Annotated in this window: 10 protein-coding genes; 9 read left to right on the forward strand and 1 reads right to left on the reverse strand. The window is 64.6% G+C overall.

The genetic code is table 11. The features are described from left to right. The first annotated feature begins 10 nt into the window (after window positions 1-10). The 7 genes from M8523_RS13775 (at window position 11) to M8523_RS13805 (ending at window position 9,209) form a co-directional block, all read left to right on the forward strand. A complete protein-coding gene (locus M8523_RS13775) occupies window positions 11-1,558 on the forward strand; it encodes an ABC transporter ATP-binding protein (protein ID WP_428350511.1) in 1,548 nt (515 codons plus the stop codon). A 163-nt stretch (window positions 1,559-1,721) separates the two neighbouring features. Further along, the gene (locus tag M8523_RS13780) at window positions 1,722-2,384 is read left to right on the forward strand and encodes a cysteine hydrolase family protein (protein ID WP_282585451.1); all 663 of its coding nucleotides are present in this window, start codon (window positions 1,722-1,724) and stop codon (window positions 2,382-2,384) included. Then, complete coding sequence (locus M8523_RS13785; protein WP_282585452.1) at window positions 2,381-2,572, forward strand: DUF4089 domain-containing protein; 192 nt, start codon at window positions 2,381-2,383, stop codon at window positions 2,570-2,572. Before M8523_RS13780 ends, M8523_RS13785 begins: the two co-directional genes overlap by 4 nt. After that, a complete protein-coding gene (locus tag M8523_RS13790; protein ID WP_282585453.1) occupies window positions 2,569-3,981 on the forward strand; it encodes an AtzE family amidohydrolase in 1,413 nt (470 codons plus the stop codon). Before M8523_RS13785 ends, M8523_RS13790 begins: the two co-directional genes overlap by 4 nt. A 200-nt stretch (window positions 3,982-4,181) precedes the next feature. Beyond that, window positions 4,182-5,720, forward strand: coding sequence for a YifB family Mg chelatase-like AAA ATPase (locus M8523_RS13795; protein ID WP_282585454.1), 1,539 nt, complete (start codon window positions 4,182-4,184; stop codon window positions 5,718-5,720). A gap of 194 nt (window positions 5,721-5,914) precedes the next feature. After that, on the forward strand, window positions 5,915-7,651 hold the full coding sequence (locus M8523_RS13800; protein ID WP_282585455.1) for an ATP-binding protein: 1,737 nt from the start codon (window positions 5,915-5,917) through the stop codon (window positions 7,649-7,651). Between the two features lie 700 nt (window positions 7,652-8,351). Further along, on the forward strand, window positions 8,352-9,209 hold the full coding sequence (locus M8523_RS13805) for a DUF2778 domain-containing protein (RefSeq protein WP_282585456.1): 858 nt from the start codon (window positions 8,352-8,354) through the stop codon (window positions 9,207-9,209). Here the strand turns inward: M8523_RS13805 and M8523_RS13810 are convergent. Then, window positions 9,175-10,560, reverse strand: a complete 1,386-nt coding sequence (locus tag M8523_RS13810) for an MATE family efflux transporter (protein ID WP_282585457.1) — start codon at window positions 10,558-10,560, stop codon at window positions 9,175-9,177. The two genes, M8523_RS13805 and M8523_RS13810, sit on opposite strands and share 35 nt — an antisense overlap. Window positions 10,561-11,261: 701 nt before the next feature. On the opposite strand from M8523_RS13810, the gene M8523_RS13815 reads away from it, so the two are divergent. Both M8523_RS13815 and M8523_RS13820 read left to right on the forward strand, forming a co-directional pair. Further along, window positions 11,262-12,338, forward strand: a complete 1,077-nt coding sequence (locus M8523_RS13815; protein ID WP_282585458.1) for a dipeptidase — start codon at window positions 11,262-11,264, stop codon at window positions 12,336-12,338. Window positions 12,339-12,399: 61 nt separating this feature from the next. After that, complete coding sequence (locus M8523_RS13820; RefSeq protein ID WP_282585459.1) at window positions 12,400-13,962, forward strand: D-aminopeptidase; 1,563 nt, start codon at window positions 12,400-12,402, stop codon at window positions 13,960-13,962. Window positions 13,963-13,971: the final 9 nt, after the last annotated feature.

Here is a 13,971-nt window from a genome sequence, read left to right on the forward strand (position 1 = left end):
GGGATCCAACATGAGCGCCGTCCCGAAACGTCCTGAACCCAACCTTGGAAAACGCGCCATCGCCCTGACCGTGACGGGCATGACGAAGCGTTTCGGCAGTTTCACGGCGCTCGACCATGTCTCGATCGACATTCCAGCCGGCCAGTTCCATGTGCTGCTCGGCGAGAACGGTGCCGGCAAATCGACGCTGGTCAAATGCATCATGGGCTTCTACCAGCCGGACGAGGGGGCGCTCGCGGTCGACGGCCGCGACGTCGCGGTCCGCAACCCGCGCGATGCCAGGGCGCTCGGGATCGGCATGGTCTATCAGCAGTTCACGCTGGTGCCCTCGCTGACGGGCGCCGAAAACCTCGTGATCAGCCGGGCGGATGCGCCTAGCATCATCGACTGGAAGAAGGAAAAGGCGCGGCTCGCCGCCTTCATGGACCGCATGCCCTTCAAGGTGCCGCTCGACAAGCCTGTGTCGGCTTTGGCGGCGGGCGAGAAGCAGAAGCTAGAAATCCTCAAGCTTCTCTATCTCGATCAGCACTTCCTCATTCTCGACGAGCCCACTTCCGTCCTCACGCCCGACGAGGCGGACGAGATCCTGGGTCTCCTGCGCGGCATGACGCAGCGAGGAGAGCTGACGATCGTGATGATCAGCCACAAGTTTCGAGAGGTGATGGCGTTCGGCGACGCGGTCACGGTTCTGCGGCGCGGCGCCCATGTGGGGGGCGGTCTCGTCAAGGATCTGACGCCCGATGCCATGGCCCGCCTTATGATCGGCGACACGGTGATCCGCGAACGCGCCGCCCGCACCGCCTTTGCGTCGCGGCCCACCATGCTCGAACTTGCCGGACTTTTCGCGGATGACGATGCCGGGCGACCGGCCGTCGACGGCGTGAGCCTCAAGATCAGCGCGGGGGAGATCGTCGGCATCGCGGGCGTCTCGGGCAATGGGCAGGCGGCGCTCGTCGAGGCGCTCGCAGGGCAACGCCCCCTGCGCGACGGCCGTATCTTCATCAAGGATAAGCCGTTCGAGCCGGTGCGCAAGGATTTCGACCGGTTCAAGGTGTTCGGCCTGCCTGAGGAGCCGCTGAAAAACGCCACAGCGCCGCGCATGTCGGTGGCCGAGAATATGGCGTTCCGGGCGTTCGACAAACCGCCGATCGCCAAATTTGGATGGTGGCTTTCGCCAGGCCCCATGCGGGCGCGCGCGGCCGAGTTGATCGCAGCCTACAAGGTCAAGACGACCTCGCCGGATGCGCCGATCGAAACCCTGTCGGGCGGGAATGTGCAGCGCGCCGTCCTGGCGCGCGAACTCTCTGGCGATGTCGATGTGCTGATCGTCGCCAATCCCTGCTTCGGCCTCGACTTCGCCTCCGTGGCGGAAATCCGCGCCCAGATCATGGACCAGCGTAATCGTGGCGCTGCCGTGCTTTTGGTTTCCGAAGATCTCGATGAGATCCTCGAACTCTCCGACCGCGTCGCCGTCATGTCGGAGGGCAAGATCACCTATGTGGCCCCGGTGGCAGAGACGGACCGCACCACGATCGGACATCACATGGCGGGGCATTGAGGATGAAGATGCGACGTGAATCCCTTCTCCCGTGCGGACGGGAGAAGGTGGCCCTTGCGAAGCGGGGGGCGGATGAGGGCAACCTCGGCGACGAGCAGGCTCCCATCCGTCAGGGCTTCGCCGCGGCACCTTCTCCCGCTCACGCAGGAGAGGAACGCGCACGATGATCGCCATCCCGGCCGCCCCCTATCCTTATGCCCTCCCGCCCGGCAAGACGGCCCTCGTGGTCATCGACATGCAGCGCGACTTCATCGAGCCCGGCGGCTTCGGCCATGCGCTCGGCAACGACGTGTCGCGCCTCGAAGCCATCATCCCCACCGTCGCGGCGCTGATCGCATTGTTCCGCGCCAAAGGCTGGCCGGTGATCCACACGCGCGAAAGCCACAAACCCGACCTGTCCGATCTCCCGCCCGCCAAACGCGCGCGCGGGAACGGCGCCTTGCGGATCGGCGACGAAGGCCCGATGGGCCGCATCCTTATTCAGGGCGAGCCCGGCAATGCCATCATCGACGCCTGCGCCCCCCGTGAGGGGGAGATCGTCCTCGACAAGCCCGGCAAGGGCATGTTCTGCAAGACCGATATTCATGCGACGCTCGATCGCCTCGGCATCACTCATCTCGTCTTCGCGGGGGTCACGACAGAAGTCTGTGTGCAGACGTCCATGCGCGAGGCCAACGATCGTGGCTTCGAGGGCCTTCTGATCACCGACGCGACCGACAGCTATTTTCCCGAGTTCAAGACCGCGGCGATTGCCATGATCACGGCGCAGAGTGCCATCGTGGGCTGGGCTACGCCGCTCGCGGACCTGCAAGGAGCCGTTGGGTGACCGAGAAACGAGAATTCGATCCCGAAGCCATCGTCGACGCGATGGCGCCGCTGCTTGGTCTCGACATCAGGCCGGAATACCGCCCCGGCGTCGTGACCAACCTGAAGGTCACGGCGGCGCTCGCGGCGCTGTTTCTCGACCCGCCGCTCGACGATCATGCCGAGCCGGCTGCGGTGTTCCATCCATGACGGCTCTGCACGAGAAGACGGCCCTGACGATCGCGACCGAGGTCGCCTCGGGCCACACGACCGCCCGGCAGGTGATCGAGGCGACGCTGGCCCGGATCGACGCCGTGAACCCCCGGATCGGCGCTTTCACGGACGTGACGCACGCGCGTGCTCTCGCCAAAGCCGACGCCCTGGACGCCGCGGCGCGGCAGGGTGGGGCAGCGGGTCGACTGGCTGGCGTGCCGTTCGCGGTGAAGAACTTGTTCGATCTCGAAGGTGTCACGACCCGCGCCGGTTCCAGGATCAACCGCGATCATCCCGCCGCAGCCCGCGATTCCACGCTGGTCGAGAAGCTTGAAGGGGCCGGCGCCATCTGTGTCGGGGCCCTCAACATGGGCGAGTATGCCTATGATTTCACGGGCGAGAATATCCATGATGGACCTTCCCGAAACCCGCATGATCTGACCCGCATGACGGGCGGCTCCTCGGGCGGCTCAGGTGGGGCCGTCGCGGCCGGGCTCGTTCCGATCTCGCTCGGCTCGGACACCAATGGGTCGATCCGCGTACCGGCCTCGCTCTGCGGGCTTTTCGGCCTAAAGCCGACCTATGGCCGCCTCAGTCGCGCTCGCACTTTTCCATTCGTGGCGAGTCTCGATCATCTCGGGCCGCTCGCGCGATCGGTGGCCGATCTCGCACTGAGCTATGACGTCATGCAGGGCGAAGACCCGGACGATCCGGCTTTGGCCCCTCGGCCCGTCGAGCTGACGTCATCGGGCTTGGGGCAGGGCGCCCGAGGGCTGCGAATCGCCGCGGCGGGCGGCTATTTTGCCGACAAGGCGGAACCGCACGCATTGGCGGCAGTGCGCCACTGTGCCGAGGCGCTTGGCGCGACCCGCACGGTGCAGATCCCCGAGGCACATCGCGCCCGTGCCGCGGCCTTCGTGATCACCACGACGGAAGGCGCGGCGTTGCATCTGGAGCGTCTGAAGACCCGGCCGCAGGATTTCGACCCCGCCGTGCGCGACCGCCTTCTGGCAGGCGCGATGATCCCGGCCGCCTGGGTGAACCAGGCGCATAAGTTTCGCCGCTGGTTCAAGGTCGAAGTTGCAAAACTGTTCGAGAGCGTCGACGTCATCCTCGCACCGGCGACGCCTTGCTCGGCCCCGAAACTCGGCCAGACCACCATGGTGCTGGGTGGCGAGACCCTGAACGTCCGCGCCAATATGGGTCTGTTCACTCAGCCGATCTCCTTCATCGGCCTTCCGGTTGTGGCGGTTCCGGTGTGGCGGGATGGGGCCATGCCGATCGGCGTGCAAGTGATCGGCCCGGCATGGCGTGAGGATATCGTGCTGCGCGTAGCCGCGGCCCTGGAGGCGGCCGGTGTGTGCGGGGCGCCGGTGGCGGATGTGGATTTCGCTTCGCCTGTTTGACCTGAAAAAGGTGGCCTTGCGAAACAGGGTCGGGTGACAGGAAATCATAAGCAAGAATTCCCCTCATCCGTCGCGGCTTTGCTACGCCAGCAGTTCTCCGAGAATCTTAAACTCTCGCAGAGTATTCAACCGCTTTCCTTGCTTGTTGCCGGAGAGACCCCTGTTACTCTTGGCGTCATCAGGGGCAGGCGGGGCCGATCATGGTTGTGCGGGTGGCGACGGTCGCGTTCGATGGGATCGAGGCGCGGCCCGTGGACGTGCAGGTCCATATCGCCAACGGCACCGTCATGTTCACCATCGTGGGCCTTGCCGATAAGGCCGTGGGCGAGTCGCGCGAGCGGGTACGGGCAGCGCTCATCGCGTCGGGGCTTGCTCTGCCGGCCAAGCGGATCACGGTCAATCTCGCGCCGGCGGATCTGCCCAAGGAGGGCAGCCACTACGATCTGCCGATCGCCCTTGGCGTCATGGCCGCGATCGGGGCGATCCCGCCGGACGCGCTCGCCAACATGACCGTCGTGGGAGAATTGGCGCTCGACGGCACGATCACGTCCGTGGCCGGCGTTCTTCCGGCGGCCGTCGCCGCGAATGCCCGAGGACACGGCCTCATCTGCCCGAGGGCCTGCGGCCCCGAAGCCGCCTGGGCGTCGCGCGATCTCGATGTCCTCGCGCCCCTCTCGTTGATCCAACTCGCCAATCACTTCAAAGGCACGCAGGTCCTGTCGCGTCCCGAGCCGGCAATTCGTCCCGCGGCCCGGGGCCTGCCGGACCTGCGCGACGTCAAAGGCCAGGAGAGCGCCAAGCGCGCGCTCGAGATCGCCGCAGCGGGTGGCCACAATCTATTGATGAATGGGCCGCCGGGCGCGGGAAAGTCCATGCTCGCGGCCCGATTGCCCTCGATCCTGCCGCCGCTCGATCCCCGCGAGCTCCTCGAAGTGTCGATGATCCATTCGGTCGCCGGGCTCCTGGCCGACGGCCAGTTGAGCGATCGTCGCCCATTTCGTGCCCCGCACCATTCGGCGTCGATGCCGGCCCTGGTCGGCGGAGGGATTCACGCCAAGCCGGGCGAGATTTCTCTGGCGCATAATGGCGTGCTGTTCCTCGACGAGCTTCCCGAATTCGCGACGCCCGTACTCGACTCGCTTCGACAACCTTTGGAGACCGGCGAAGTTGCGATCTCCCGCGCCAACAATCGGGTGACGTATCCGGCGCGCTTCCAGCTCATCGCGGCCATGAACCCCTGCCGTTGCGGCCATGCGCTCGATCCGGCCCAGATTTGCCGACGGCAGCCGGTCGAGCGCTGTATCGCGCAATATACGTCGCGCCTCTCCGGTCCTCTGCTCGATCGCATCGATATGCATATCGACGTTCCGGCCGTGACGGCCGCCGACCTGATTTTGCCCGCCCCCGCTGAAGGGTCCGCAGAGGTCGCGGCCCGGGTGGTCGCGGCGCGCCGCTTGCAAAGCGAACGCTATGAAGCGCTCGGACTGCCGGCCGCAACCAGCAATGCCGCGGCACCGGCCGCCGCGATCGAACAGGCCGTGGCCCTCGATGCAAGCGCCACGGCCTTCATTCGCAACGCCTCGGAAACGATGCGGCTGACCGCACGAGGATTCCACCGTGTGTTGAAGCTGGCCCGAACCTTGGCGGATCTCGAAGATTCGTCATCGGTCCGCCGCGCCCATCTCGCCGAGGCCTTGTCGTACCGCAAGACGCCGGAACGGGCGACGACGCCCGCATAGGACGCTTTGAGAAGGTCGGGTCGACTGCAACGTTCGTGTCGTCTGAAGCAGGGCCGATACTTGCCGGCACCCAACGTCTTAACGACTTGCAACGAAATTTCGGGGTTTCGGGAAGGCGGTTTCAACCTGCGCCAGCCTAAGGTTACCTGACTCGCTCCGTGTGTGGAGGCAGTCTTCGGAGGCGCAGCGACGTTGTGAAAGCGCTCCTGGCGGGTGACGCCGTATGCCGGCTGGTGCTCACCGGCTTCATGATCACGTTCGTGGGCTTGGTTCTCCTGTGGCGGCGTTGGCGCCGCGATGCGCAGGCGCACGCCGTGGATCTGGAAGCCCTCAACGACGAGATCTGGGAACTGCGCGCAGCCGCAGAGGCGCGTGACAGGGCCGAGGCTGCAAGCGAGGCCAAGTCCCGGTTTCTCGCGACCGTCAGTCACGAGATTCGAACGCCGCTCAACGGCATCATCGGGATGGCCGATCTGCTGCGTGGCACGACCCTCGATGGTGAGCAGCAAGCCTATGTAGCTGCCGTGCGAACGTCCGGAATGGCGTTGACGACATTGATTGACGAGATTCTGGACTTCTCCCGTATCGAGGCGGGGCGGCTCGACCTCGCTTGTGAACCATTCGATCTTGTGGCTCTAGTCGAGGGCGTCGTGGAACTCCTTGGTCCGCGGGCGCAGGACAAGGACCTGGAGATCGCCGCCGTGCTGGGCCGAAGCCTGCCGCGATGGATTGTGGGAGATGGTCCGCGCCTCAGGCAGGTCCTGATCAATCTGGCCGGCAATGCGATCAAGTTCACCCAAAGAGGCGGCCTCGGCCTGCGGATCGACCGAGACGGCCAAGACCTTCGTTTCGCCGTCTCCGATACGGGCCCCGGTGTCCCACCCGACCGTCGCGCGGCCATATTCGAGGAGTTCGAGCAAGGCGACAATTCGACGACGCGCCGGCAAGGCGGCACGGGCCTCGGTCTTGCGATCTCGCGCCGCATCATTGCCCGGATGAAGGGACATCTGCGTTTCGACGAACGCGTCGGTGGCGGGTCGGTCTTTTCGTTCACGATGCCGATGCAGGTGGCGCATGGGATCACGGCACCTCACGACCGAGTTCGCTGGCCAGACCTCAAGGGTCGGACCGCGCTGATCGTCTCTCCTGCAACCTTCTTGCCTCCCTTCCTCGCGGAGGAACTGGCAGGCTCGGGCCTGCGCGTCAGCCATGTTGCTGGTGTGGCTAAGGGGCTCGCCTGGATGCGCAGCCACGCAAGCGACTTCATCTTCGTCGACGGCGCGGTGGGAGAGGATGGCGCCCGTACCCTGATCGAGGGCGTCCGCGGTTTCGGAGCAAGCCGCGTGATCCTCATGATGTCACCGCGCGAGCGACACGCGTTTGGGAGCCGGCTGACGACAGACTGCGATGGATGGTTGGTCAAGCCGATCCGCTCGCAATCGCTTGCCGAGCGTCTTGGCCCGATGGCGCCCCGAGCGGCGGCTGCGATCACGTCGCGCCCCGTCGACCCCAAACGAAGGCGAACCGCCCGCGTGCTGCTCGCCGAGGATAATCCTATCAACGCCCTCATCGCCACCCGGACGCTCGAACGCCTCGGTGCGATCGTGACCTGCGTGCAGGATGGAGTGTCCGCCCTCGAAACGCTGACACAATCTATCGAGAGCCGAGTGCCACGGTTCGACCTCGTCCTGATGGACATCTCCATGCCCGGACTCGACGGCTTGGACACGACCCGCCGCCTCAGGGAGCTTGAAGCGCGGCACGGGGTACCCCACCTTCGGGTCATTGCACTCACGGCTCATGCCCTGGAAGAGAAGCTGCTCGCCTGTCGCTTGGCGGGCATGGATGACGTTCTCTTGAAACCGGTCGATCCCGAGGTGTTCGGGCGGCTCCTCGACGAGGGGGCGGCCCTCTCCGCGGCAACGGGGTGACGCGAAGCTGCGGTGTCGGCCCTTGCAGCGTCGAGCACGGCCGTTCCTGTCGAGCCCTCGCCCGCTTATGGATGGCCGGCTAAAGTTGGGTCACCCGACTTCGATCTGCCCGTTGCTATCCTGCACGCGCGGGGATCTCGCTTGAACGCAGTCTCGCCTTACCGTTGATGCGGCCGGCGGCTGTGGCCACGACTGCTTCACCGCGCAGTTTGGCTGACGGATCCTCGATCAGAGCGGACATCGGGATGTCGCTTGTGTCGACGGAGCGGAGCTTTGCCCGACACGCCACAGTGTTTGAGCCCAGACCCTGGTTCTGACGATCGGCGAACCGGCGCTCTGTTTCGATTTTAGCCTGCCGTTAACCAAACTCAGCTTCACTTGTCGCAAGGAGCAAGCGGGCCGACGTCCGTTTGTCTCAGGCGCGACACAGCTCAGGCCACCCGAACGATGCCGGTTCGGTTCGGCGATATGCTGGCTGAACCCGGATGCGGTGAGAAATGGTCTCTTCACGAAAGCCGATCGCATGAGATACGCGTCGGCCGTACCATCTTCCCGCCCAACGTTTTCGGGCCGCTTACCCCCTCGGCGGTATCGACCGCGCTCACTCTTCAAGAGCAGCCTTGTATTGGCAAGCCTGTTTGCAGGCTTTGTGACACTCGACACGCGACCCGCCGTCTGCCCCGGTTCGACGAAACCGGCGGTGGTCTTACAGGCGGTCATCGCTCCACCAGAGCCGCTGAACCCGCTGCTCGATCCAAACTCTTTTGCCGGCGGTACGACGCCGGTCGTCCTGGGGGAGAGCGCTCCCTTGGCGTCAGAGTTCAGGTTCACGCGCTCCGATCCCCCTATCGAGGTCGCGGCAAGCGAGTCCGAGGTCGATCTTCCACCGCCACCGCCAGATGCCTCCCCGCTTGTGGCGGACGTGCCCGTACCTACGCCGCGACCACCGGACCTGCAGACCCCGGTCGTGCGGCCGCCCCTTCGTGCTCCAAGTCGTCAGTTCGCCCAGCGCGGTGATCCTGCGGTTTTGCCATCGTCACCCGTCGATCATCGCTCGTTTTTCGAAAAGGTCTTTGGCCTGAACCAGGCGGCCGGCCCAGCTCTGGGTTACGCCGCACCTGAGGAAGGGCTCTTCGGTTCCGGGCGGCGCCTGACCGACAGTCCCGCCCGCGCCTTTGGAGCGGCAACAGCCGTGTACGAAATCGCGTCCCATACCGTCTACATGCCCGATGGGGCGCAGCTCGAAGCGCATTCGGGTCTCGGCGATCGACTCGATGACGTCCGTTACGTCCACGAGCGGATGCGCGGCCCGACGCCTCCTCATATTTATCAGCTCACCCCGCGCGAGCAGTTGTTCCATGGTGTTCAGGCGCTGCGGCTGAACCCGGTCGGTGGGGGCAATATCTTCGGCCGAACGGGCCTGTTGGCCCACACCTACATGCTTGGCCCGAACGGTGATTCCAACGGCTGCGTGTCATTCAAGAACTACCGGGCGTTTCTGCAGGCCTTTCAGAATGGCGACGTCAAGCGATTGGTGGTCGTCGCCCGCCTGAACTGAACACCCACCATCGCCCGAGCAGCAGGAGCGCCACGGTGAAAAGGCCGGCCGTCAGCCCGATCCAGACACCTGTCGTCGCATTGTTGATCACGAGCACGAAGGCGAGCGGCAGGCCAACGCCCCAATAGCTGAACATGGCGATGAGCATCGGCATGCGCGTGTCCTGAAGGCCCCTTAACATGCCGCCGAGCACCACTTGCGCCGCATCGGCAAGCTGGAAGATACCGGCGATGCCAAGGAGGAGCGCGGCAGCGCGTGTGACGGCCTGGGCGCCCGGCTCGGACGGGTCGATGAAGAGCCCGATGATGGGTTCAGGCACGGTCACGAGGACAACGGCAGACGCGAGCGCCACACCGAGTCCCAGCATCAGCGCCACCCATCCCGCGCGTGCCGAGGCTGCTCGTTTTGCCGCTCCAGCCACCCGCACGGTCGCGGCCTGCGCGATCCCAAGCGGCACCATGAATGTGAATGAGGCCACCTGAAGCGCGATGGCATGGGCCGGAAGCGAGACTGGGTCGTAATGTCCGACCAAGGCGGTCGCGGCGGTGAACATTCCCACTTCGAGCACGATCCCGATGCCAATTGGTGCCCCCAGCCGCCACAGGGTTGCGCAGGCACGCCATGGCACGCGGCCAAGACCCTGAAACAGCCGTAGCTTGCGGAATCGAGGGTCGACCGCGACGGCAACGCTCAGCGCGCCCGCCATGAACAAGTTGGACAGGAATGTCGCGAGGCCGGAGCCCAGCAGGCCCAGCGCCGGTAAGCCGGCATGACCATCGATCAGCAGCCAGTTCAGCACGAAATTGAGCACCACGGCGCCAACGCCGGTCACCACGGCCCAGCGTGGACGTTCAAGGGCGGCGAGGAGCGAGCGCAACACGAGATAGATCAGTGCCGGCAGCAACGACCATTGCATCACGTGAAGGTAAGACGCCGCCTCATCTGCCAGCCGTGACTCCTGGCCGAGCAACCGAAGTACTGGAGCAGCTTCCCAAAGCAGACACCAAACCGGTATCACGACGATGATATTGTTCCAGAAGCCGGCATGAACCAGACGCCGGATGGCATCGGTCGTTGCAACCGCGCCGGAACCGCGTTCGCGGGCCACCAGGGGTGAAATGGCCGCGGTGAGCCCGATGCCGAACATCAAGCAAGTGTTGTAGAGCGCCAGGCCCAGCGTACTTGCCCCAAGAGCCTCGGGATTGATCCTCCCGATCATCGCGGCGCTTGTGAGGTTCATTGCCATTTCGATGGCGTTTGTCAGAATCAGCGGAATGCTGAGCCGCAAGCATGCGCTGAATTCCGACCGCCAGGATGTAGCGCGGCTTTGGTCGATCGTGAGGCTGGACATGCGGTTCTTTACGGCGGTGTGCCGCCCCAGGCTACCGCTACGTCCCCATTGGGCCGATTGACGGGTTTATGGAAGCCAACGTCGCCCGCTACAAAATCCTTGATCCTCGACGGCTCCAGCCAAAGGCTTAGGCAGAAAAGCCGCCAGAGCCCAAGCTGCACATGTTTGAAATTGGGCGCGGCGCGGTGCTCTCGACCGATCCTTCAGCCCGTTGTTTTAGCATCGCGGACAGATGTTCATCACCCGGTCGATGCGTTTCTGTTCCTGCTCGATCACGCGGTCCATATCATCAACCGACTTGGTTTGAGTGGCTCCCATATGCGGTGAACGTGTCGGGCCTGCATGAGGGTATCGCGGCCCAGACGGGTCTGAAGCCGTTTGCGCCAGTGCCATGCTCGCGCTCGCGAGAAACGCGCATGAAGCCAGGATGGGTGCGATTTTCATCGTCTGAGTCTCCTTGCCAAGGCGGCCTCTCCACTCCGCCTCACATTTAGGTAGTGCCCGACCGCAGTGCCGTCGATCCATCTGGAACATCAGCTTTTTGTGAAGAAGGAAGGAATGCGGCAGGCCGCGAAACACGCGTGTTGAACCTCTCCGAACGTGTTGCCGAGCCGACCTCAACCCGATCCAACATGGCGTCGCCCCGGCGGACGCCTTATGGCTGTGGTTTGATCTCAACTCCCGACCGGGACGGTAGACGCATGAACGGTTCCCTGATCCCAATTTTCGACGGCCACAATGACACGCTGCTGCGATTGGCGACGCGCGGGGCCGAGACGGCCGCTGACCGCTTTTCAGGGCGTGTGACGCAGGGTCATATCGACCTACCGCGCGCCAGGAGCGGCGGTTTCGTGGGCGGCCTTTTCGCAGTATTTCCGCCGCCGCTCCGCATGCCGAATATGACGTCGTCCATGAAGGGCGCATCCTACGACATGCCGCTCCCCGAGTTGCTCGCGATGGAGACGGCCCAAGCCTCGACGCTGAGCATGTTCAGTGTCTTGCTCCGGCTCGAACGGGACTTTCCTGAAGATCTCGCTGTTTGTCGCACGATGCCGGAGATCCGAAACGCCATCGCGGCCGGCAAGATCGCCGCGGTGCTTCATATCGAGGGCGCGGAGGCCATCGACCGGGATTTCGTGGCGCTCGACGTGCTGCATGCGGCCGGCTTACGTTCGCTCGGCCTCGTTTGGAGTCGGCCGAATATCTTCGCCCACGGCGTTCCGTTCCGGTTCCCGAGTTCGCCCGATACCGGCGAAGGACTGAGCGAAGCCGGAAAGCAACTCGTCAAGGCCTGCAACGAACGTCACATCATGATCGACCTGTCGCACCTCAACGAAAAGGGATTCTGGGACGTTGCTGCGCTCACTTCGGCGCCGCTGGTTGCCACACATTCCAACGTGCATGCTCTCTGTCCGTCGGCCCGCAACCTCACGGGCCGCCAGCTCGATGCGATCCGCGAGAGCCGAGGCATGGTGGGCCTGAATTTCGCGACCTGTTTCCTGCGACCGGACGGTGCCATGCGGGCCGACACGGACCTCGATCTGATGGTGCGCCACCTCGATGCGCTGCTCGAACACCTGGGGGAGGACGGTGTCGCTTTCGGCTCGGACTTCGACGGCGCCGTGGTGCCTGCAGAACTCCGCGATGTATCCGGCCTTCCCCGGCTTGTGGAGCGTCTGCGCCAATCGGGCTACAGCGAGGCCTTGCTCCGCAAACTCTGTGCGGAGAACTGGTTTTCGATGCTCGATCGGACGTGGTCACCGTCGACCGGAAACTGAACCCACAGGACATTCCGAACACCGTCTTCACAGAAGCGGGCCGGCCTGAGAAAGTGGCGAAATGACCAAACTCGATAATGCCCGTCTCGATCGGGTTCTTCAGGCGCTTCCTCGGACCTACGCCGGCCCGGGTGGCGCCGTCGCAGTGCTGCGTGAAGGCGAGGTTCTCGTCCGGCATGCCTGGGGATTTGCCAATGCGGAACGGCGCACAGCCTTCACACCGCAAACCTTGTTCCGGATGTGTTCCATCACCAAGCAGTTCACCTGCGGCTTGGTGCTGGACGCCTTTCCCGACCCGTCGGTGCTTGACTCCGATGTCGGGGCACGTCTGCCGCATTTGCGGCAACCCGCGCCGGATTTTCTGCACCTCTGCCACAATCAGTCGGGGCTGAGGGACTACTGGGCCGTCGCTATGCTGCAAGGGTCACCGGTCGAGGCACCGTTCGGCGATGCCGAAGCCATGCGCCTGATCCGCGGCACGCAAACCCTGCAATTCGCGCCGGGCACCCGCTATTCCTATTGCAACAACAATTTCCGGATCGTCTCTGACATTCTGGAAACCCGCACCGGGAGAAGTTTCGCGGAGCTGCTGAGAACGCGAATGTTTGAGCCGGCCGGAATGTCCACCGCGTTCCTGGCCGCCGATACGCGGGCCATGCCGGACGGCACGGAAGGTTATGAAGGCAACCAAGCCATTGGCTTTCGTGCGGCCGAGAACCGCATCATCTGGACCGGCGATGCCGGCATCGGCGCAAGCCTCGACGATATGATCGCCTGGGAGCAGTTCATCGACAGCACCCGTGATGACTCGCACGGTGTCTATGCGGGCCTCGCGGCCCCGGTCCGGTTCGCCGATGGCGCGGAAGCCGCCTACGGGTTCGGACTCAGCCGGAGGCCCGAATTCGGTCGTCTTGTCGTCGGGCACGCCGGGGCGTTACGAGGCTGGCGCAGTCAGCGAATCTTCGTCCCCTCGGAGCGTATCTCCGTCGTGGTGCTGTTCAATCATCTTGCGGATCCGCACGCGGCCGCCCTCGAGCTTCTCGGCGCGATGCTGGGCGAAGATCACCCCGCCCCAGACCGAACGATGCCGTGGCCGGATTGGGTTGGTACCTACGTGGAACCGGAGACCGGCTTGGCTGTGCGTATCGAGCCTGCCAGGGCGGGGGAGGTTCGATTGCGGTATGGCCAGACCCCCGAGCGCCTCAACCTTTCCGCTGACGGAACGGCAGGCGACATCGGTACGCGTCTCGTTTCAAGAGGCGATGGCCTCTGGATGCACCGTCCGCAGGACAATCAGAGCTCGATGCTGCGCCCGTGCAGCGGGCAGCTGTCTCTCGATGTCGCGGGCCGCTTTCACTGCGAAGAGATCGATGCCGACTTGAGCGTGGTTGACGGGGGCGGCGCGCTCTACGGCGGCTTTTCCGGTCTGCTTGGCCAGGGCCGAATGGAATTGCTCGACCCGATCGGCCCCGACCTCTGGGCCCTGCCTTGCCCACGCGCTTTGGATCATACCCCACCCGGCGACTGGACCTTGGCCTTTCGCCGCGACGGCGCCGGGAAGGTGGACCATGTGAACGTCGGCTGCTGGCTCGCTCGCGGGCTGTCCTATGCAAGAGTCGGCTAACAGAGCTGC

Origin of the sequence: Lichenifustis flavocetrariae (assembly GCF_026130545.1) — a bacterium.
GTDB classification, from domain to species: domain Bacteria; phylum Pseudomonadota; class Alphaproteobacteria; order Rhizobiales; family Beijerinckiaceae; genus Lichenihabitans; species Lichenihabitans flavocetrariae.